Origin of the sequence: Bacillus sp. V2I10 (assembly GCF_030817055.1) — a bacterium.
Classification (GTDB): Bacteria; Bacillota; Bacilli; order Bacillales; family Bacillaceae; genus Bacillus_P.
On the sequence record NZ_JAUSYV010000001.1, the window covers coordinates 3,533,004 to 3,554,443 of the forward strand.

Genomic DNA, 21,440 nt, shown 5'->3' on the forward strand with positions numbered 1-21,440 from the left:
TGTTAAAGCCAATCAAACGAGGTTACAGTGCGTTCAATTTCAGGAAAAGAATCAATCATAGCAAGCGCTTTGTTCAATTCCTTTTCCGTTTGAACTTTATTTGATGTGATGGCGACGATGCCAATCTTGGTTCTCTGCCAGGTATCCTGAAAATCAATTTCTGAAACAGAGACATTGTGCCTCTGCTTCAGTCTCATCAAAATGCGCTGTAAAACAGCCCGTTTGTCCTTCAATGATTGTGCATCATAAATGATGCACTCACACTCTGCATATCCGATCACTTGCGCTCAATTTCCTGCATGACGTATGCTTCGATGATATCTCCTTCTTTGATATCATTGAAGTTTTTAATTGTAATACCGCACTCATAGTTTTGCGCAACTTCTTTTACATCATCTTTAAAACGTTTTAGAACGTCTACTTCACCTTCAAATACGACTACTCCGTCACGAATTACGCGGATGCTGCTGTCGCGGGTGATTTTGCCGTCAGTCACATATGAACCGGCAATTGTACCGATCTTAGATACTTTAATTGTTTGACGGACTTCAACTTGACCAATGACTTTTTCTTCAAATTCAGGGTCAAGCATTCCCTTCATTGCCGCTTCAATTTCTTCAATTACTTTGTAGATGATGCGGTGCAGACGAATGTCTACTTTTTCTGCATCAGCCGTTCTCTTAGCATTCCCATCAGGGCGAACGTTAAATCCGATAACAATTGCATTTGAAGCAGATGCTAAAATAATGTCAGATTCTGTAATTGCCCCAACACCTGTCAGGATGATTTTTACTTTAACGCCTTCTACATCAATTTTTTGAAGAGATGCAGCCAAAGCTTCAGCAGATCCTTGAACATCCGCTTTTACGATAAGGTTGATATCTTTGATATCGCCCTGTTTAATTTGTTCAAACAGGTCATCAAGGCTTAGTTTCGCGCCTTCTTTACGCTGTTCATCAATCTGCTTGCTTGCACGCGCTTCTCCAACCTGACGTGCTTTTTTCTCATCAGTGAAGACCATGAATTGATCTCCTGCAAGCGGCACATCATTCAGGCCAGTGATCTCAACAGGAGTAGAAGGACCTACTTCTTTCACACGGCGGCCAAGATCATTCACCATTGCACGTACTCGTCCGAATGTATTTCCTACTACGATTGAGTCGCCAACACGAAGTGTTCCATTTTGTACAAGAAGTGTAGCTACTGAACCGCGGCCTTTATCAAGCTGCGCTTCAATAACAGTTCCTGTCGCTGCCCGGTTAGGATTTGCTTTCCATTCTTCTACTTCACTTACAAGCAGGATCATTTCAAGTAATTCTTCAATTCCATCACCCGATAAAGCTGAAAGCGGAACAAAAATCGTGTCCCCGCCCCATGCTTCAGATACTAAACCGTATTCAGTCAGCTCCTGCATCACGCGGTCAGGGTTTGCTGATTCTTTATCCATTTTGTTTACAGCAACAATGATTGGAACTTCAGCCGCTTTTGCATGGCTGATAGCTTCCACTGTTTGAGGCATAACTCCATCATCTGCTGCTACAACCAGGATTGTAATATCTGTTACTTGAGCACCGCGGGCACGCATCGTTGTAAATGCAGCATGTCCCGGAGTATCAAGGAAGGTAATTTTTTTGTTGTTTACAACAACCTGATACGCACCGATATGCTGAGTGATACCGCCAGCTTCGCCTGCTGTAACTTTTGTATTTCGAATCGAGTCGAGCAGAGTTGTTTTACCATGGTCAACGTGCCCCATGATCGTAACAACCGGAGGACGGATTTGAAGCTGATCTTCTTGATCCTCTGTTGCATAGCCTTCAAATTCTGTTACATCAAAAACAATCACTTCTTCAACTTCCACACCATACTCGCCGGCAATCAATTCGATTGAATCTTTATCAAGATCCTGATTGATTGTTGCCATTACGCCAAGCATGAATAACTTTTTAATGATTTCAGAAGGCTCTTTATGAAGCTTGCCTGCTAATTCTCCTACTGTAAGGCTGCCTGTAAATGTAATTTTGCTTGGCATTTCTTTTTTAGGCTGTACAGGAGCTCCGCCTTGCGGTCTGCGCTGATTGTTGCTGCTGTTGTTTTTCTTATTCCCGAAATTTTTCTTGTTATTGTTATTGCGGTTATTGCTGTTATTGTTTGATTTTCCCTGCTGATTAAACGGCTTGCTGCCGCCTTTTGCTGCTGGTTTAGTTGGATTAGCCGGTTTTGTGTTGTTAGTATTCTCTTGTTTTTGCATAGGCGTTTTGTGATCTTCCCTTTGTTTGACAGAAATGGATTTAGTTGTTTCTTTCTTATCTGCCTTGTATTTTCCGTCCAGTTTGACGATTACATGATCATCAATTGTTGACATATGGTTGCTGACTTCAACATTCATACTCTGCAAGGCTGTTATAACATCCTTGCTTGATATATTTTGTTTTTTTGCATATTCGTAAACTCTCATTTTCGTCATATGGTCACCCCCAAGAAATTTAATCGAGCAAGGTTTTCATTTTTGCAGCAAAGCCTGCATCAACTAATGCCACAACGACTCGAGCATCCTTTCCAATCGCCTGACCTAACAGGTACCGATCCGGGACCGAGACAACAGGAATGTTGTAAAAACTGCATTTATCATGAACCTTTTTAGCAGTATTTTCTGATGCATCTTTAGAGAGCAGAACTAGTTTTGCACGGGATTGTCTAACTTCTTTGATGACAAGTTCTTCACCTGAAACAATCTTTCTTGCCCGATTTGCTAAGCCCAATAAGGACATCCATTGATGCTTTACCATACCATTAATGTTTCTCCTTCTCAGCTAGCTGAAGCAATTCTTCGTAGATGGCATCTTCAATCTTTACTTGCAGGTGATTAGCCAGTACATTCTTCTTCTTAGCTTGTAAAATACAGTCTTTATCAAGTGAGAGGTAAGCTCCGCGTCCGTTTTTCTTGCCGGTTGGATCAACGGAAACTTCTCCTTCTTTTGAACGGACAATACGAACAAGTTCTTTTTTCGGTTTCATTTCTCCAGTCGCAACACATTTGCGCAGCGGAATTTTTCTTTGATTGTTCACATTGCCTCACCTCTTACTTGTCTAATTCATCTTGATTGAAAGAAAAAAGCGGCTCATCGTCTTCGCTTTCATCAAGCGGCACATTAGCTCCTGCACGAGGGTAAATGCCCATTTGCAGAGCGTCTGTCTCGCTTTTAATATCAATCTTCCAGTTTGTCAATTTTGCCGCTAACCGTGCATTTTGGCCTCTTTTGCCGATAGCAAGCGATAATTGATAATCAGGCACAACCACTGTTGTCGCTTTGTCATCCTCGTTCACATTGACATCAAGAACTTTTGAAGGACTTAGAGCATTGGCAACAAACTCAACAGGATCGTTTGACCATTTTACGATATCAATCTTTTCGCCTTTCAGCTCATTTACGATAGCCTGCACACGCTGGCCTTTTGGACCAACACACGAACCGACCGGATCGACTTCAGAATTGTCCGAGTGCACAGAAATTTTTGATCGGTCGCCAGCTTCGCGCGCTACCGATTTAATTTCTACCGTCCCGTCATAAATTTCAGGAACCTCAATTTCAAATAATCGTTTTAATAAACCAGGATGAGTGCGTGAAACGAAAATTTGAGGTCCTTTTGTTGTTTTTTCGACCTTTGTAATAAATACTTTAATGCGGTCATGCGGCTTGTATTTTTCGTTTGGCATTTGTTCGCTTACAGGAAGCAGCGCCTCAATTTTCCCAAGGCTGACATAAATAAATTTAGAGTCAATTCTTTGGACAATACCAGTCATGATATCTTCTTCGCGATCTACAAATTCAGAGTAAATCACACCGCGTTCTGCCTCGCGCACACGCTGTGTTACGACTTGTTTGGCAGTCTGTGCTGCAATGCGTCCGAAGTCTTTAGGCGTTACTTCCATCTCAAGAACATCATTTACCTGATAGCTTGGATTCACGCTTTGAGCTTCTTCTACTGAAACTTCAAGCCTTGGATCATATACTTCATCAACTACATCTTTTCTTGCAAAGACTCTCATTGTTCCTGTTTCGCGGTTTAAATCAACGCGAACATTCTGAGCCTGGTTAAAATTACGCTTATAAGCAGAGATCAATGCAGCTTCAATTGCTTCAATGATCACTTCTTTACTGATGCCCTTTTCTTTTTCAAGAATCGTTAAGGCATCTAAAAGTTCATTACTCATCTTTACCGTTTCCCCCTTATCCATCTAACAGTTTATTTAGTTGAACGTGACAGCGAGTCTTGCACTGGCGATTTTTTCGTAAGGTATTTGAATTTGTTTTTTGCGTGTTTTAATTAAAATTGTCACAATTACATGCTCACCATCAAAAGCAGTAAGCTCTCCTTCAAATACTTTCGATCCTTCAAAAGGCTCATATGTTTTAATGTAAACATTTTTGCCGATTGATTTTGTGAAGTCAGAATCCTTCTTCAGCGGGCGCTCCGCACCAGGCGATGATACTTCAAGAAAATAATTTTGTTCGATTGGATCTGTTTCATCTAATTTTTCACTCAGTTTTTCGCTTACAATCGCGCAATGCTCTATGTCGATTCCATCACTTGAATCTATGAATACGCGCAAAAACCATTCTTTTCCTTCTTTTACGAATTCAATATCCACTAATTCCAATGTTAATTCATCTAAAATCGGCATAGCTAATTCTGCTACGATTTCAGTAACTTTTTTGCTCATCCCGTTCCTCCTTGTGAAATAGAAGCAAATATGACACTATTAGTTGCTGAAAAACCCTGCTTCATATTGAGCAGGGAATGTATGTACACAACACGCGATCCAAATGAAGAGACAATAAAATCTCTACTCAATACGAAAGAGTGGGTTGCCCCACTCTCTGCCTCTAACTATCGTTAGCATTTCCATAAAAAATATAACATAACCGGCCATTTATTGCAAATTAAAATCAAACCGCGTAAGGTATTCCAGACGATAATGCAAGATTTTTCTTTTGAAATGATCCAGTGAATATTTCCCAAGTCACAGTTCCGTCAAAAAAATTAAAACAGAGATAACTGATTTTGATCAGGAAGTGACTCGAGACAGCCTTGCTTATCCAGATATTCAATAATTGTCTTTGACACCTTCCCGCGCTGCTGAAGGTCTTCTTTGGACAGGAATTCTCCGTCCTGTCTTGCCTTCACGATATTGATTGCAGCATTGGTTCCAAGCCCTGGAATGGAATTGAAAGGCGGAATTAAAGAGTTCCCGTCAATCAGGAAGTCTGTCGCGCTTGATCTGTATAAATCTACTTTTTGAAAAGAATACCCGCGTTCGCACATTTCAAGGGCAAGTTCAAGAACAGTCAGCAAGCTCTTTTCTTTTGGAGAAGCCTCAAGTCCTTTTTGATTGATCTCTACAATCTTAGCTTTGATTGGTTCAGACCCTTTTACCATCGTTTCGATGTCAAAATCATCTGCGCGTACAGTGAAGTAGGCAGAATAATAAAGCAGGGCATGATGCACTTTAAAATAAGCAATACGGACAGCCATCAATACGTATGCTGCAGCATGTGCTTTCGGGAACATGTACTTTATTTTGAGGCACGAGCTGATGTACCAGTCAGGAACCTCGTTCTTTTTCATTTCTTCCACCATCTCAGGTGTAAGCCCCTTACCCTTACGAACAGACTCCATAATTTTAAAAGCAAATGAAGGTTCAAGTCCCTGATAAATTAAATAAACCATAATATCATCACGGCAGCCGATCACTTCGCTCAGCGTACAAGTATTATCATGAATTAATTCCTGGGCATTCCCAAGCCATACGTCCGTTCCATGGGAAAGTCCCGAGATTTGAACGAGCTCAGAGAAAGTAGTAGGCTTTGTGTCTTCTAGCATTTGACGGACAAAGCGGGTACCGAACTCAGGAATTCCAAGTGTTCCGGTTTTACACATAATCTGTTCTTCTGTTACGCCAAGTGATTCTGTTCCGCTGAAGATCTTCATGACTTCTTTATCATCAGTCGGAATCGTTTTCGGATCAATTCCGCTTAAATCCTGAAGCATCCTGATTACTGTTGGATCGTCGTGGCCAAGAATATCAAGCTTCAGCAAATTATCATGAATAGAGTGGAAGTCAAAGTGAGTTGTTTTCCATTCAGAACCTGTAGCATCGGCCGGAAATTGAATCGGCGAAAAATCATAAATATCCATATAATCGGGTACAACGATGATTCCTCCCGGATGCTGTCCGGTATTTCTTTTTACGCCTGTACAGCCTTGAACAAGACGGTCGACTTCTGCATTTCTGAGCATTAAGTTATTGTCGCCTGCGTAGCCTTTCACATATCCGTATGCCGTTTTCTCTGCGACTGTACCGATGGTTCCGGCACGGAACACATTATCTTCACCAAAAAGATCCTTTGTGTAATTATGTGCTCTCGGCTGATATTCTCCCGAGAAGTTCAAATCGATATCAGGTACTTTGTCTCCTTTAAATCCAAGGAACGTTTCAAATGGGATATCATGTCCATCTTTATGATATTTTGCCCCGCATTCCGGACAATCTTTATTCGGCAAATCAAACCCGGAACCTACTGATCCATCATTAAAGAATTCAGAATGCTTGCAGTCAGGACAAACATAATGCGGCGGCAGTGGATTAACCTCTGTTATCTCGGTCATCGTTGCAACCAAGGATGAACCGACAGAACCCCTTGAACCAACAAGATATCCATCGTCCAGAGATTTTTTAACAAGCTTGTGAGAAATCAGATAGATAACGGCAAAGCCGTGCCCGATAATACTTTTCAGTTCCTTTTCAAGTCTTGCTTCGACAATTTCCGGAAGGTGATCACCATAAATGCTTCTCGCCATACTGTAGCTCATTTCACGGATTTCATCGTCTGCTCCGTCGATCTTAGGTGTATAAAGGTCGTCTTTGATTGGCTTAATTTCATCTATTAATTCTGATACACGATGCGTATTGTCAATGACAATTTCACGGGCTTTCTCTTTCCCGAGGAAACTAAAGCAATCTAGCATTTCATTCGTGGGCCTGAAGTGAACGTTTGGCAGCTCGTGGCGGTTCAGCGGATTCGCACCGCCCTGAGAGTTTACTAGAATCTTGCGGTAAATTTTATCCTCAGGCTGAAGATAGTGAACATTTCCAGTTGCAACTACCGGTTTTTCAAGCTTCTCTCCTAGATTCACAAGGTTCGTGATGATTTCTTTCAGTGCCAGTTCGTCCTTGATATACTCCATTTGAATTAAATGGCGGTATACTTCAGGCGGCTGCACTTCAATGTAATCATAGAAAGCTGCAAGATCTTCAACTTCCTCAGGAGACTTTTGCATCATGCCTTCAAACACTTCCCCGCGGTCACATGCTGACCCCACGAGAATGCCTTCTCGATGCTTGATAAGCTGAGACCTCGGGACGCGTGCAACACGATAGAAATAGTCAATATGAGAAAGTGAAACAAGTTTAAATAAGTTTTTTAAGCCAATTTCATTTTGAGCAAGCAAGATGGCATGATAAGGACGCGCCCTCTGATAAGCGTTGCCCTGCCCCATATTATCGTTAAGCTGGTTATGGTTCTCAATTCCTTTTTGAGCAGCATCCTTCAGCATTCTGAGCAGGAGATATCCTGTTGCTTCTGCGTCAAAAATAGCGCGGTGATGCTGAGTCAGCTCAATATCAAACTTTTTAGCAAGTGTATTTAACCTGTGGCTTTTCAGTTCAGGATATAAAAATCTTCCGAGTTCAAGAGTATCGATGACAGGGTTGGCTGCTTTACCCGCACCAAGCAGCTGTTTATATCCAACGTTTAAGAAGCCCATATCAAAGCTTGCATTATGCGCTACTAAAATGTCGTCGCCTGCCCACTCTTTAAATCTGCGCAGCACTTCGTCTACATTTGGGGCTGTTGCTACCATATCATCTGTAATGCCGGTTAATTCTATTGTTGTCGCTGATAAACGATGATGAGGATTTGCAAACGATTCAAACCGGTCAATGATTTCGCCGTTTCTGATTTTTACGGCCGCAAGCTCGATAATCGTATCATATACAGCTGATAAGCCGGTTGTCTCAACATCAAATACGACATATGTTGCTTCAGGCAAGAAGCGGTCCTGTTCGTTATAAGCAATCGGGACTCCGTCATCAACCAAGTTAATTTCAACCCCGTATAATACTTTGATGCCATTTTTCTTGCCGGCAGAATACGCTTCGGGAAACGACTGGGCAACAGCGTGATCTGTTATTGCAACAGCCGGATGTCCCCATTTACTCGCTTGTCCGACTAAAGAACTGACAGATGAAACAGCATCCATCTGGCTCATCGGAGTATGCAAATGAAGCTCTATTCTTTTTTCATCAGACGTATCCTTGCGAATTTCAGGCTTGATTTCATTAATGTCATTTGCAATCATGACTAAGTCTCTTACAAATGTGTCATTTTGAATGCTTCCCCGGACTTTGACCCACATTCCTTTTTTCAGTGTTTGCAAGAGAACGGCATCTTCTTTATCACGTGCAAACATTTTTACTAATATGGAATTTGTGTAGTCCGTAACTTTAAATGTGCTTAGCGTTCTTCCGCTGCGAAGCTCTCTTGTTTCAGCATCGAATACATAACCTTGAATGGTTATACGGCGTTCCTCATCTTCAATTGTATTGATCTGTTTAATTTCCTCGTCATTCTTAATGGCATAGCCAATCATCAGCGGACCTTGAGGCGCCTCCTGCTGATCTTGATCTTTCTTATCCATTTCTGTAATGGCAAGCATCATTTTCTCTTGATCTTCTAGCTTCTTTTGTTCTTGGAACTTTTGAATTTCTTCTTTTGAAATATTCACAGTTGTATCCAGCTGAATGAGCGGAAAGCCATATTGTGCAAAGCTATCCTGAAGAACCGATGTGTATTTTTTCTTGATGGCCATCGCTTCTGTTTCATTTCTCGTTTTTACAATCAGCTTTAGTCCCTGTACTTCAGGAATTTGTTCGTTTAACAATGAGAGCATTGGAGGAGAGATCCCCTGCATTTCCTGCACACAAACCGACCAATAGTCTGCAATTAATTTCTCATCAAATGTTTGATCATTAACGGAGATTTTAAATGATACATCAGCTATATGGGAGAACGCTTTTGTTAATTTCGCATAAAAAATCCGGTACACTTCAAAAGGAAGGATCCTGTCAAATAAAAATTGAAATTCCCACTTCTTTGACTGCTTATGGACCGTTAATTTTGTGATCGCGCCATTTATGAAATGATTAAAAATAGCGTCGTCTGTTAAATCGATTTGCTGCAGCAGAAGCTGAAATCGCTCTTTTTGAGCCTTCGAAAGTTCGTCCATTCTAACCGTCCCCTCTTACAATATCGATCCTCATAATTGAAGGTACCTCGCTCTTTGCGAGGTACCTTTAAATGTGTTATTTACTTACTTATCATAACATGAATAAAACAGTGCTTCATGCTTTTTTAATTGGATAATAAATTGGAAATGGTCCCAGTTAGATCAGACAAAGAAACATCCATTCCTTCACCTGTTTTGCGGACCTTTATCTCAACAATTCCGTCCGCCGCCTGTTTCCCGACAACGACTCTTACCGGAATGCCGATAAGATCTGAATCTGCAAATTTCACTCCTGCACGTTCATTGCGGTCATCGTAAAGGACTTCAAATCCAGCTTCTTTAAGATCTGCATATAATTTATCACTTAATTCAGCCTGTACATCATTTTTGGCATTTGCACTAATTAGGTGAACCTGGAATGGAGCAACAGCTGCAGGCCATATAATTCCTTTTTCATCGTTGAATTGTTCAACGATTGCTGCAAGGGTTCTTGATACCCCGATACCGTAGCAGCCCATAATCATCGGCTGAGCTCTTCCATTTTCATCAAGGAATGTTGCATTCATAGCTTCACTGTAGCGTGTGCCAAGTTTAAATACGTGGCCGACTTCAATACCTTTTGCAAATTGAATGACACCTTGTCCATCTGGAGATAAGTCTCCTTCTTTAATAAATCTTAAATCCGTAAATTGAGAGACTTTAGCATCACGTTCAATATTCACGCCTGTGTAATGAAAGTTCTCTTCGTTAGCGCCGCACACGCCGTTTACAATCGCCTGAACGGCCATATCTGCAATAATCTCTACTTCTGAGCTGACGGCAACTGGACCTACATAGCCCGGCATTACGCCGACTGCCTGCTTTGTCTCTTCGGCTGTGGCAAGCTCTACAATTGAAGCACCGTATATGTTTTTAATTTTAATGTCATTAACCTCATGATCACCGCGCACTAAAACTAATACGAATTTCTCATCCACTTTGAAAAGAAGAGACTTAATTAATTGCTCTTTAGCTGTATTCAAGAAAGATGCAACATCTTCAATTGTTTTTTGATCAGGCGTTTCTACCTTTTCAAGACTCTGAGCTTCTTCACCGCTTTTTTCATAATGATTAATGACAGGTGCCATTTCAATATTTGCCGCATAGTGAGAGGTATCTGAGTAAGCAATCGTATCTTCTCCTACTTCAGAAAGCACCATGAATTCATGTGTATCTTTCCCGCCCATTGCACCGGAATCCGCAATTACTGCACGGTAATTTAATCCGCAGCGTGAGAAAATATTGCTGTATGCCTGGAACATCTTTTCGTACACTTCATCAAGACTTTCAAAAGAAGCGTGAAAAGAGTAAGCGTCTTTCATAATAAATTCACGGCCGCGAAGCAGACCGAAACGCGGACGTTTCTCATCTCTGAATTTAGATTGAATTTGAAATAGATTCAAAGGCAGTCTTTTATACGATTTTACTTCGTCTCTCACAAGAGAAGTAATGACTTCTTCATGTGTTGCGCCAAGGGCGAATTCACGGCTGTGACGGTCTTTCATTCGCATAAGCTCAGGACCGTACGTATACCATCTGCCTGACTCCTCCCAAAGCTCTGCCTGCTGCAGAGCTGGCATTAACAGCTCGGATGATCCTGCACGATTCATTTCTTCTCGCACAATTTGCTCGATTTTCTTAAGCACAATGGAAGCAAGCGGCAAGTAACTGTATATCCCGCTTGCATTTTGCCGCATATAGCCCGCACGCAATAAAAGCTGATGGCTTTTAATGTCAGCATCTGCAGGCACTTCTCTTAAAGTAGGAATAAATGTCATACTCTGTTTCATCTTCAAGCACCTCTATCTATTTATACATTCTAAAAGTCGGGTTTAACCAAACGAGACGACGGTCCTAAAAGAATGACAGCGCCCTCTCATTCATAGCAAAGTCTTATAAAAAGAATCTTTGAATATCATTCCATGTGACAACAAGCATTAACAGCATCAATAAAGCAAAACCGATAAAATGAACGACCCCTTCTTTTTGGCGGTCTATCGGTTTGCCTCTAAGCGCTTCGACCAGGAAGAATAATAGCCTTCCCCCGTCCAGTGCCGGAATCGGAAGCAGATTGACAATTCCTAAGTTGATGCTCAAAATGGCAGCCCAGCTCATTAAGTTGATGATGCCTGTTTTTGCGACTTGATCTGTCATGTCATAAATTCCTACCGGACCTGAAAGCATGTCGATCGAAAACTGCCCAGTGACCAATTTGCCAAGACCGAGCACTATTTCCTTTGTCCAATTGAACGTTTCCGTTACTCCATATTCCAATGAGCCGACGAAAGATTTTTCAACAGGATTGTAAGCACCAATTCTGCCGATTGTTTCTTCTCCAACTTTACTTGCTTCCGGAACCACTTCCACTTCAAGGTTTTGACCGCCTCGGTTAATAGCAAAAGTCAATTCTTGCTCTGGATTTGCCTGAATTACTGAAACGACTTGTTTCCATGAAGACATCACTTTTCCTTCAATGGATGTAATTTCATCGCCTTCTTTAAGTCCCGACTCTACAGCAGAGCCATCCGGCGTGAGCTTCCCTAAAATCGGTTCATCAATTGGAGCCCCTTGAATAAACCCAAGAGAAAATAATAAAACAAACGCTAAAATAAAATTCATAAGCGGGCCTGCAATAATCGCCGCTGTCCGCTGTCTGAGCGTTTTTGAACCAAACTGGCGGTTATAGGGGGCAATTTGAACCTCTGAACCATCTACAATGAAGAAAGATTTTTCACTTACTTCAAAGTTTTTCAGAATTTCATCCTCTTCGCCCTGTTCATAGCCTGAAATGAACATTTTGTGTTCAAGGTCAGCCTGTTCTACTTCAATGACTCTTGCACGAGGATATTTTTCCTTATTATTAAGGATGATTTTTTCAACTTTATTTTCTTTATTAAACAGCAAACCTACATTATATCCAGGCTTCACTTCTATCATTTCTGGATCTTCACCAGCCATGCGGACAAATCCGCCAAGGGGAAGAAGTCTGATGGTATAGACGGTTTCATCTTTCATGAATGAAAAGATTTTCGGTCCAAACCCGATTGCAAATTCACGGCATAAAATACCTGCCCGTTTTGCTAAAACTAAATGTCCCAGCTCGTGAAAGAATACGAGTGCTCCAAAAATAATAACAAACGCTAAAACGGTATTCACGTTTCATGACCACCTTTATGAATATAATGTTTGAACAAATTGTCTAGTCTCTTTGTCCACTTCCTGAATGATATGCAAATCCGGGTTTGATATCACACTATGTTTTGCCAAAGCTTTTTCGATGAGATCTTCAATTTGAAGAAAGGCAATTTGTCCTTTTAAAAATGCTCCGACTGCTTCTTCGTTTGCGGCATTCAGCACAGTTGGCATTGTACCACCTATTTTACCTGAATCATAGGCGAATTGTAAGCAGCGGTATCTCTCAAAGTCCGCTTTTTCAAAATGCAGCTTGCCGACTTCCCATAGATTTAATTGCTTAGTTGAAGAAAGCGGCAGTCTTTCTGGATAGGATAATGCATATTGAATAGGAACTCTCATATCCGGTGATCCGAGCTGTGCAATAACACTTCGATCATGAAACTCTGCCATAGAGTGAATAATGCTTTCTTTATGAAGCAGCACCTCGATCTTTTCATACGGAAGATCAAAGAGCCAGTGTGCCTCAATGACTTCAAGACCTTTGTTCATCATAGTAGCAGAATCGATTGTAATTTTAGCACCCATAGACCAATTCGGATGATTGAGTGCCGCGTCAACTGTAACATCTGCTAATTCTTCGCGCTTTCTGTCGCGGAAGCTTCCGCCGGATGCTGTCACAATCAATCTTTCCAGCGATTTGGGATTTTCTCCCTGCAAACACTGGAAAATAGCAGAATGCTCACTGTCAACAGGCAGAAGGGCTACACCATATTTTCTGGCGTGTTCTGTTACAAGATGACCTGCAGTTACCAGTGTTTCTTTATTTGCAAGGGCAATTGTCTTTCTGCTTTCAATTGCTTTTAAAGTCGGCAAAAGACCAACACTTCCGACAACTGCATTCACTACAATTTCAGCTTCTGAGATAACAGCTGCTTCTATTAGACCTTCAGCACCATATGTAAATGTTATGTTGGGAAATTCTTCTTTCAGCTGTGAATATACATGGATTTCATTTACAGCTACCAGGCTGGGAGAAAAATCGGAAATAGCCTTTCTTCCAAGCTCCAGATTACTTCCAAAAGACATAGCAACAAGCTGAAATTGATCGGGATGTGATCTAATTACATCCAGGGTTTGCTGACCAATTGAGCCTGTTGCACCCAATAAGCTAATCTTCTTCACCATGTCACTCCCATTCGTTTGTTACAGACATTCTCTTCAGTAAAGGCCGTTTTAGAATTGATTGTTTTACGTATTCTTATTTGGTTCACATATACAAGTCCATATCATGCTCTTTTCCCAAGCAGGCAGATACGGCGTACATTAAGATACGATGAATAACTGCAAAAAATCCAAAGCCGATTTTAACCGACCTGGGAAAGCAGCTAAGTTTACGAAAACAGCCTTAGTTAAAAAACAAAAACAAGAAATGCATGATCGGCAATACAAAAATCATGCTGTCAAAGCGATCCAATATTCCCCCGTGCCCAGGCAGGATATGCCCTGAATCTTTTACTTGATAATGGCGCTTTAACGCTGATTCAGCCAAATCCCCTATTTGTCCAAAAATAGACAGCAAAACTGTGATTAGCGTGATGCTTAAATAGGACTCTGCAAAGGCAGTGAAATATTGAAAAATCCACGCGATTATTACGGCGCAGAAGATTCCTCCAATTGATCCCTCTATCGTTTTGTTAGGACTTATTTCCGGCCACAGCTTCCTTTTGCCCGCTGATTTACCGATAAAATAAGCTCCTGAATCTGTAGCCCATATAATCAATAGAGCATAAATGATAGGATAAAGGCCAATGTTTCTCATTTCAATAAAATAAAAAAATCCGATCCCGATATACATTGTTGTTATTATGGTGAATCCTACATCATCGAAGGAAAATCTGTTTTTTGTCACAACGGTATAGCATAAAAAAAACAGAACAACAAGCAACGCAAACTCGATTTTGGTTATGCTGTATTCATCTAATAAGTTTATGTAGTTACTGGGGATTAATAGAACCCATAGCAATAATAAACTGAGCAGCCCCGGTATACTGTATATGGAAATCCGCTTCATCTTCAGCAGTTCATACAGGGCGATGGAAGCTAATAAGTATATAAAAATAGTAAAAGGGGCACGACCATAAATAACGGCCGGCAAAAAAACGGCCAAAGCAATTATTGCAGTTACAATTCTTTGTTTCACGCTGTCACCTTCATCTTATAAGCCGCCAAATCTTCGACCCCTATGCTGGTATTCATTAATTGCCGCAAGTAAATGCTCCTCGCTAAAGTCCGGCCAAAGCACGTCTGTAAAGACAAATTCGGAATAAGCAAGCTGCCAAAGCATGAAATTGCTCAGTCTGATTTCTCCGCTTGTTCGAATGAGCAAATCCGGATCTCTCATGTCTTTCGTCATTAAATATTGAGAAAATAATGCCTCATTAATGTCTTCAGAGCTAATGTCGCCATTTTTTGCATCTTGCACAATTCCTTTAACAGCATGAATCATCTCCGCTCTGCTGCCATAATTCAGGGCGAAATTTAAGATAAGACCATTATTATTTATAGTATCTTCCTTTGCCTTTTGCACAGCGCGAAGAGTATGTTCAGGAATTTTTGACTCTTCTCCAATAATTCTCACTTGAACATTTTCTTCTACAAGTTCAGGAAGAAAGGTGCCCAAAAATTCTTCCGGCAGTTTCATCAGATAATCTACTTCTGTTTTAGGCCTTTTCCAGTTCTCAGTAGAAAAAGCATATAAAGTTAAGGCCTTAACTCCAAGTTCATTCGAAAGTTTTGTTACTTTTCTTACAACTTTCATGCCTTCATGATGTCCGGCAATTCTGGGAAGAGCTCTTTTTTTGGCCCAGCGTCCATTACCATCCATAATGATTGCAATATGTTCCGGGATTTCCCTTTTCAGAATTTCTTCTTTTGAGAATTCCGTTTGCTCGCGGGCAGGATTTCTCCATTTTTTCAGTATGTTGAGCATGTGATTCCTCCATCACCATTCTGCGGTCTCATATACTGCAACGATGTTAACAGTATTAACAAAAAAACCCCCTGTAAACATTAGAGGGTCTTTTAAGCACAATTCCATTGTACAGAGTTTTTTCTTAAACTTCCATGATTTCTTTTTCTTTATCTTTAGCAATTGCATCAATTTTGCTGATGAAATCATCTGTTGCTTTTTGAACATTGTCGTTGTTGCTGCGCAGTTCATCTTCTGTGATTTCACCATTTTTTTCGAGCTTTTTCAAGTCGTCATTTGCATCCCGGCGAACATTGCGGACAGCAACTTTAGCTTCTTCAGCATATTTTTTCACAAGCTTTGCAAGCTCCTTGCGGCGTTCCTCAGTAAGTGCAGGGATAGCAAGACGAATTAAAGATCCGTCATTTGTCGGGTTTAATCCAAGATCTGATTTTAAAATTGCTTTTTCGATTTCGCCCAGAACCGTTTTGTCATAAGGCTGAATAACAAGCAGTCTTGCTTCAGGAATATTAATAGAAGCTAATTGGTTTACTGGTGTTGGAGCACCGTAATAATCTACAACGATTTTATCAAGCAATGATGCATTCGCACGGCCTGCACGAACAGTAGAAAGCTCTCTGTTAAATGCAGATACTGCTTTTTCCATTTTGTCTTTCGCTTGTGATAGCACTTGTTTTGCCATGATTATTTCCCCCTTACAATAGTTCCGATATTTTCGCCTAATACCGCACGTTTAATGTTTCCTTCTTCCATAACTGAGAAGACAATAAGCGGAATATCATTATCCATACAAAGTGATGAAGCAGTTGAATCCATTACTTCCAAACCTTCTTTTAAAACATCTAAATAGGAAAGTGTTTCATATTTAACAGCCGTTGAATCTTTTTTAGGATCAGCCGTATAAACTCCGTCTACGTTGTTTTTTGCCATTAGAATGACATCTGCTTCAATTTCCGCAGCACGCAATGCAGCTGTTGTATCAGTTGAGAAATACGGATTTCCTGTACCGGCAGCAAAGATGACAACCCGTTTTTTCTCAAGATGTCTGATTGCTTTTCTTCTTATGTAGGGTTCGGCTACTTGACGCATTTCAATTGAAGTTTGAACACGGGTCTGAATGCCGAATGTTTCAAGGCTGTCCTGAAGCGCTAGTGAATTCATGACAGTTGCAAGCATTCCCATATAGTCTGCTGTTGCACGGTCCATGCCCATTTCACTGCCGATCTTGCCGCGCCAAATGTTTCCGCCGCCGACAACAACAGCTACTTCAACATCCAGTTCAGCAATTTCCTTTACTTGTTTAGCAATTGATTGAATAACGGCAGGCTTTATGCCAAAGCTGTCATTTCCAGCTAAAGCTTCACCGCTTAATTTAAGTACAATACGATTATATTTAGGTGTGCTCATAATGACCTCCAAGTCTTTTCCAATAGATCTAAGTACCGTGTAAATGATTTTTAAAAAGAGGGAACACAGATGTGTGTTCCCTGTCTTTCATTTACTCATTTTCTGCCGCAGGTTAAAGCCATGCTTTAGCCGGAGGAACAGACTTGATTATTTTTTGACTTGGTTCATAACTTCTTCAGCGAAATTATCCTGGCGTTTTTCAATGCCTTCGCCAACTTCGTAGCGAGTAAAGCTCTTCACTGAAGCGCCTTTAGATTCCACGAATTGTTTTACTTTTAAATCAGGGTTTTTAACGAAGCTTTGTTCAAGAAGGCAAATATCTTCGAAGAATTTGCCAAGACGGCCTTCAACCATTTTCTCTACGATGTTAGCAGGCTTGCCTTCATTTAGAGCTTGCTGTGATAATACTTCGCGCTCGCGAGTAACTTCTTCTTCACTTACAGCGTCGCGTCCGATGTATTTAGGGTTAACTGCAGCAACATGCATTGCAACATCTTTCGCAATTTCTTCTTCAGTTGTACCTTCAAGAACAGTTAATACAGCAATGCGTCCGCCCATGTGCAGGTAAGCACCAAATGCGTCACTGTCTGTTTTTGTAACAATTTCAAAGCGGCGAAGCGTGATTTTTTCACCAATTTTAGCGATTGCAGAATTAATGAAATCAGCAACTGTTGATCCGTTGTCCATTGTTTGAGTCATAGCTTCGTCAAGGTTTGCAGGTTTTTTAGCAAGCAAGTGTGAAGCAAGTGCATCAAGAAGTTCTTTGAAGCCTTCGTTTTTAGCTACGAAGTCAGTTTCTGAGTTTACTTCAAGGATAACAGCTTCATTGCCTTCAGACTTAACAAGTGCTAAGCCTTCTGCAGCAACGCGGTCTGCTTTCTTAGATGCAGAAGCGATTCCTTTTTCACGAAGGAAGTCAATTGCTTTTTCCATGTCACCATTTGTTTCTGTTAATGCTTTTTTGCAGTCCATCATGCCTGCACCTGTTTTTTCGCGTAGTTCTTTTACCATTTGAGCAGTAATTGCCATGAGAGTTTTCCTCCTTATTATGTGGCCGTCTTCGGCGATATGTATTATTTTCATTCATGAATGAATGCAGTTTACTTTAGCATATTTAAAGGGCGGCTTTTCCCGTTTGGAAAAAGCCTCTTTAAAAAAGGTGATAAAAGGCATTCCCCTCTTATCACCTTTGCTTTACCTAATTAAGCAGTTGTTTCTTCACCTTGTTTTGTTTCAAGAATTGCATCAGCAATTTTAGAAGTTAAAAGCTTAACTGCACGGATTGCATCATCATTTGCAGGGATAACGTAATCAATTTCATCAGGATCACAGTTTGTATCAACGATACCAACGATCGGGATGTTTAATTTACGTGCTTCAGCAACTGCAATACGCTCTTTGCGAGGGTCAATGATGAACAATGCATCAGGAAGACCTTTCATGTCTTTGATTCCGCCTAAGAATTTTTCAAGACGCTCAAGCTCTTTGTTAAGCTGAACAACTTCTTTCTTAGGAAGTACTTCGAAAGTGCCGTCTTCTTGCATTCTTTCAATGTCTTTCAGACGTTTGATGCGCTTTTGAATTGTTTCAAAGTTTGTTAACGTTCCGCCTAACCAGCGTTGGTTAACAAAGTACATGCCTGAACGCTCAGCTTCTTCTTTAACAGAATCTTGAGCTTGTTTTTTTGTACCAACGAAAAGAATTGTACCGCCGTTTGCAGCAAGTTCTTTCGTGAATTGGTAAGCTTCTTCAACCTTTTTAACTGTTTTTTGAAGGTCGATGATGTAAATGCCGTTACGCTCTGTGAAGATGTAACGTTTCATTTTAGGGTTCCAGCGGCGTGTTTGATGACCGAAGTGAACACCTGCTTCAAGTAATTGCTTCATTGAAATGACTGACATGATATTTCCTCCTAAATGGTTTTTGCTCCTCCGCACATATCATCTTTAGGCAAAACTGTTTAAAACAGCACCAATGCCCAAATCTATGGCGTGTGTATTAACACCAAAAATTAATATATCATAAGGACTGATCATAAGCAAGCAAAAATCGACTAGTTATGACGGAATTTAAGCAAAAGCTCAATTTCTGTTATTCCTTTTTTTAATTCTTTCGCTATTTCCTCAGAAGAATACCCTTTTTGATAAAGGGAAATAACCTTTTCCTCATCAGATTGAGGATGAACCGTTTCCTTGCTGCTCGAAAGCTCCAGGTGATCCTCATAATCTATCGCATGAACAGGAAAATCAGAATCTTCCGGTTCAGTCTCTGCTTTTTTAGAATGAGAGGTGTTTCTACCTATATTAATATCTTTCAGTCTTGACATCTTTATTTCGTTTATCAGTTTTTCGTTCTCATCTTTTAAGTCAATTAAATAAGCTGCAAGCGACTGCTCTGCTTCTTCAAGCATAGCCGCTTGTTTTTCCTCTGACTTTTTAACTGATTGATATCTTATATATAAAAGGGCAATTAAATAAAAACCTGCTGCATGAAGAATCATGCTGAAAACCAGTAAAACGGCTGTCATAAAATTTGTTCACTCACTTTTTTCAAGACGTATGGTGCGTTTTCATTAATGAATGATTTTTTCCAGTAAATTTCTTAATTTAAATAAAGCTTTAGAATGAATTTGAGAAATACGCGAGGTCGAAAGCCCCATCACCTGTCCGATTTCTGTAAGGGTCAGTTCTTCTTTATAAAATAAACTGACCACAAGCTGTTCTTTTTCAGAGAGGCCGACGATGACTTCACTTAATTGCTGAATCAGCTCATCTTTTACCATTTTTTCCACGGGTGATATAGATTTCTCATCTTTCAGGACCATTTTCGAATGGTGATCCTGTTCATCGTGATCGTGGTTTTGGTCGTCTATAGAAAGAACATTTGCAAAGAATCCTTCTTTCATAATGTGCGTCACTTCATCCTCAGACATTTCCAGGTCCTTTGCAACTTCGCCGGGCAGCACGTTCCGCAAATATTTTTGCTCAAGACGCTCTATACTTGCATCAACTTTTTTAGCTTTTTCTCTTGAGCTTCGCGGCAGCCAATCCTCTTTTCTGAGTCCGTCCAAAATGGCGCCTCTTATCCGAAATGACGCATATGTTTCAAATTTCAAATCCCTTTTGTAATCAAATTTTTCAAGGGCGTCATATAACCCGATCATTCCGATGCTTTTTAAATCATCTTTATTCACTGATTTTGGCAGACTCACTGAGATGCGCTGCACATGATAGCTTACAAGCGGTATGTATCTTTTGATCAGTGCATCGCACGCATCATTGTCACGGCAATGAATCCATTTGTCCCAATACTCTTGTTCTTCGATTTTTGCTGCTTGTATCATTTTTCTCCCCTTCTGATTTGTGATTTTAACTTCTGATGTGTTTTTTATATCGTTTTCGATCCTTGATTGACAGTTCTTATATGCATCATGCAGGTGAAGGGATCGAATTCAATTGTTCTCCCGCTGCTTCCCCCCACATCCATGCTGACAACGGGAATACGCATTTGATGAAGCTGCTCGAGAATTGCTTCTACATTTCTTGGACCGATGCGCATCAAGCTGGTTGCTGACTGGAATTGAAACATTTGCGCGCCTCCTGCAAGCTTCGCTTTTAACAATCCGCGGCGTCCTCCGCTGGCAATCATTTGTCTGATAAGTTCTTTGACAGCGGTATCCGCATACTTAGAAGGATTTTGTATACCTGACTTGGCGAGGGCTGAATCAGGAAGCATAACATGCACCAACCCTGCTATTTTTCTGAACTCATCATAAAGTACAAGCCCCACACAAGAACCAAGGCCTGAGGTTCGAATCCATTTTGGCGGCTCTACTACATCTTTTACTGCTATTCCGACTTTTACAATCTCCACTATTTGAGTCATGCTTTATACCCCTATTGATTTGAAGAGCTTGTCAAAAGAGTCCGGGTCCGGCAAAAGGAAAAAATGACCTTGAATCACTTCTCTGCTCTCATTGCCGCTTTCTTCGATTGCTGTATCAATGACAATGGCATAATCACTCACATGGGAGAGCTCGATCAGCCCATGTGTAATGACAGCTGCGAACATATCAATTGAAAGGCCTGGAACAGACGGATAAAGACTTAGGCCTGTAAAGTCTGACAATGCAGTCAAATATGATCCTGCCACTATATTTCCAAGCTCCTTGAGGGCAGATGTCCCTATTTCTTCCTGTTCAATATTTTCTATTTTAAATGCTTGATCCTGCGTCAAATTCCGAATAAATCTTTCTGCCTGTTCAACCGATAAAATAAAATACATAGAGCCTGGCAAATCGCCTTCAATTCTTAAATAAAGACTTGCCACAACCATTTCCGGCCCGCCTAACCGTTCTGTAAGTTCATTAAATGACAGCAGGCTGACATCAGGAATCATCATTTCAATTCTTTTGTTTAAAAGAGCGGAAAGGGCTGTAGCCGAATGACCGGCTCCAATATTGCCAGCTTCTTTTAAAATATCTAAATGCAGAGCAGTAAGCTGATTGAAATCATTCATA

The 21,440-nt window shown here is 40.7% G+C and carries 20 protein-coding genes; all 20 read right to left on the reverse strand.

Annotated features, from left to right (window positions below):
- Positions 1-2: 2 nt before the first annotated feature.
- The 20 genes from QFZ72_RS17845 to QFZ72_RS17940 all read right to left on the reverse strand — a co-directional run bounded on the left by QFZ72_RS17845 (position 3) and on the right by QFZ72_RS17940 (position 21,439).
- The gene (locus QFZ72_RS17845; protein ID WP_252205177.1) at positions 3-281 is read right to left on the reverse strand and encodes a DUF503 domain-containing protein; all 279 of its coding nucleotides are present in this window, start codon (positions 279-281) and stop codon (positions 3-5) included.
- Entirely contained in the window at positions 278-2,467 is a 2,190-nt protein-coding gene (gene infB, locus QFZ72_RS17850) for a translation initiation factor IF-2 (RefSeq protein WP_307435841.1), read from the reverse strand. Before infB ends, QFZ72_RS17845 begins: the two co-directional genes overlap by 4 nt.
- Before the next feature lie 19 nt (positions 2,468-2,486).
- Positions 2,487-2,789, reverse strand: a complete 303-nt coding sequence (locus QFZ72_RS17855) for a YlxQ family RNA-binding protein (protein ID WP_070877287.1) — start codon at positions 2,787-2,789, stop codon at positions 2,487-2,489.
- Positions 2,790-2,793: 4 nt separating this feature from the next.
- On the reverse strand, positions 2,794-3,069 hold the full coding sequence (rnpM, locus tag QFZ72_RS17860; RefSeq protein WP_307435844.1) for an RNase P modulator RnpM: 276 nt from the start codon (positions 3,067-3,069) through the stop codon (positions 2,794-2,796).
- Positions 3,070-3,082: 13 nt separating this feature from the next.
- Entirely contained in the window at positions 3,083-4,216 is a 1,134-nt protein-coding gene (nusA, locus tag QFZ72_RS17865) for a transcription termination factor NusA (RefSeq protein ID WP_307435848.1), read from the reverse strand.
- Positions 4,217-4,252: 36 nt separating this feature from the next.
- Entirely contained in the window at positions 4,253-4,726 is a 474-nt protein-coding gene (gene rimP / locus QFZ72_RS17870; protein ID WP_307435850.1) for a ribosome maturation factor RimP, read from the reverse strand.
- 320 nt (positions 4,727-5,046) lie between these two features.
- Positions 5,047-9,351, reverse strand: a complete 4,305-nt coding sequence (locus QFZ72_RS17875; protein ID WP_307435853.1) for a PolC-type DNA polymerase III — start codon at positions 9,349-9,351, stop codon at positions 5,047-5,049.
- 125 nt (positions 9,352-9,476) lie between these two features.
- Positions 9,477-11,180, reverse strand: a complete 1,704-nt coding sequence (locus QFZ72_RS17880; protein WP_307435857.1) for a proline--tRNA ligase — start codon at positions 11,178-11,180, stop codon at positions 9,477-9,479.
- A gap of 103 nt (positions 11,181-11,283) precedes the next feature.
- The gene (rseP, locus tag QFZ72_RS17885; protein ID WP_307435860.1) at positions 11,284-12,546 is read right to left on the reverse strand and encodes an RIP metalloprotease RseP; all 1,263 of its coding nucleotides are present in this window, start codon (positions 12,544-12,546) and stop codon (positions 11,284-11,286) included.
- A gap of 15 nt (positions 12,547-12,561) precedes the next feature.
- On the reverse strand, positions 12,562-13,707 hold the full coding sequence (dxr, locus tag QFZ72_RS17890) for a 1-deoxy-D-xylulose-5-phosphate reductoisomerase (protein WP_307435863.1): 1,146 nt from the start codon (positions 13,705-13,707) through the stop codon (positions 12,562-12,564).
- 223 nt (positions 13,708-13,930) lie between these two features.
- On the reverse strand, positions 13,931-14,725 hold the full coding sequence (locus QFZ72_RS17895) for a phosphatidate cytidylyltransferase (protein WP_307435867.1): 795 nt from the start codon (positions 14,723-14,725) through the stop codon (positions 13,931-13,933).
- A 15-nt stretch (positions 14,726-14,740) separates the two neighbouring features.
- Positions 14,741-15,514, reverse strand: a complete 774-nt coding sequence (locus QFZ72_RS17900) for an undecaprenyl pyrophosphate synthase (protein ID WP_307435870.1) — start codon at positions 15,512-15,514, stop codon at positions 14,741-14,743.
- Between the two features lie 124 nt (positions 15,515-15,638).
- Entirely contained in the window at positions 15,639-16,196 is a 558-nt protein-coding gene (gene frr, locus QFZ72_RS17905) for a ribosome recycling factor (protein WP_223442395.1), read from the reverse strand.
- A gap of 2 nt (positions 16,197-16,198) precedes the next feature.
- The gene (pyrH, locus tag QFZ72_RS17910; protein WP_223442392.1) at positions 16,199-16,921 is read right to left on the reverse strand and encodes a UMP kinase; all 723 of its coding nucleotides are present in this window, start codon (positions 16,919-16,921) and stop codon (positions 16,199-16,201) included.
- Positions 16,922-17,068: 147 nt separating this feature from the next.
- On the reverse strand, positions 17,069-17,950 hold the full coding sequence (gene tsf, locus QFZ72_RS17915; RefSeq protein ID WP_307435878.1) for a translation elongation factor Ts: 882 nt from the start codon (positions 17,948-17,950) through the stop codon (positions 17,069-17,071).
- 173 nt (positions 17,951-18,123) lie between these two features.
- Positions 18,124-18,822, reverse strand: coding sequence for a 30S ribosomal protein S2 (rpsB, locus tag QFZ72_RS17920; protein WP_223442384.1), 699 nt, complete (start codon positions 18,820-18,822; stop codon positions 18,124-18,126).
- 152 nt (positions 18,823-18,974) lie between these two features.
- The gene (locus QFZ72_RS17925; RefSeq protein WP_307435882.1) at positions 18,975-19,448 is read right to left on the reverse strand and encodes a DUF6115 domain-containing protein; all 474 of its coding nucleotides are present in this window, start codon (positions 19,446-19,448) and stop codon (positions 18,975-18,977) included.
- A gap of 45 nt (positions 19,449-19,493) precedes the next feature.
- On the reverse strand, positions 19,494-20,261 hold the full coding sequence (locus QFZ72_RS17930) for a FliA/WhiG family RNA polymerase sigma factor (RefSeq protein ID WP_307439839.1): 768 nt from the start codon (positions 20,259-20,261) through the stop codon (positions 19,494-19,496).
- A gap of 47 nt (positions 20,262-20,308) precedes the next feature.
- A complete protein-coding gene (locus tag QFZ72_RS17935) occupies positions 20,309-20,806 on the reverse strand; it encodes a chemotaxis protein CheD (RefSeq protein ID WP_307435885.1) in 498 nt (165 codons plus the stop codon).
- A 3-nt stretch (positions 20,807-20,809) separates the two neighbouring features.
- Positions 20,810-21,439 (reverse strand): chemotaxis protein CheC, encoded by a 630-nt coding sequence (locus tag QFZ72_RS17940; RefSeq protein ID WP_307435888.1) that lies wholly within the window; start codon positions 21,437-21,439, stop codon positions 20,810-20,812.
- Position 21,440: the final 1 nt, after the last annotated feature.

Coding starts and splice junctions, on each gene's coding strand:
- infB (WP_307435841.1), bottom strand. CDS start 2,467: ATGACGAAAATGAGAGTTTACGAATATGCAAAAAAACAAAATATATCA.
- QFZ72_RS17855 (WP_070877287.1), bottom strand. CDS start 2,789: ATGGTAAAGCATCAATGGATGTCCTTATTGGGCTTAGCAAATCGGGCA.
- nusA (WP_307435848.1), bottom strand. CDS start 4,216: ATGAGTAATGAACTTTTAGATGCCTTAACGATTCTTGAAAAAGAAAAG.
- rimP (WP_307435850.1), bottom strand. CDS start 4,726: ATGAGCAAAAAAGTTACTGAAATCGTAGCAGAATTAGCTATGCCGATT.
- QFZ72_RS17875 (WP_307435853.1), bottom strand. CDS start 9,351: ATGGACGAACTTTCGAAGGCTCAAAAAGAGCGATTTCAGCTTCTGCTG.
- QFZ72_RS17880 (WP_307435857.1), bottom strand. CDS start 11,180: ATGAAACAGAGTATGACATTTATTCCTACTTTAAGAGAAGTGCCTGCA.
- QFZ72_RS17900 (WP_307435870.1), bottom strand. CDS start 15,514: ATGCTCAACATACTGAAAAAATGGAGAAATCCTGCCCGCGAGCAAACG.
- frr (WP_223442395.1), bottom strand. CDS start 16,196: ATGGCAAAACAAGTGCTATCACAAGCGAAAGACAAAATGGAAAAAGCA.
- pyrH (WP_223442392.1), bottom strand. CDS start 16,921: ATGAGCACACCTAAATATAATCGTATTGTACTTAAATTAAGCGGTGAA.
- tsf (WP_307435878.1), bottom strand. CDS start 17,950: ATGGCAATTACTGCTCAAATGGTAAAAGAACTACGCGAAAAAACAGGT.
- rpsB (WP_223442384.1), bottom strand. CDS start 18,822: ATGTCAGTCATTTCAATGAAGCAATTACTTGAAGCAGGTGTTCACTTC.
- QFZ72_RS17925 (WP_307435882.1), bottom strand. CDS start 19,448: ATGACAGCCGTTTTACTGGTTTTCAGCATGATTCTTCATGCAGCAGGT.
- QFZ72_RS17935 (WP_307435885.1), bottom strand. CDS start 20,806: ATGACTCAAATAGTGGAGATTGTAAAAGTCGGAATAGCAGTAAAAGAT.
- QFZ72_RS17940 (WP_307435888.1), bottom strand. CDS start 21,439: ATGAATGATTTCAATCAGCTTACTGCTCTGCATTTAGATATTTTAAAA.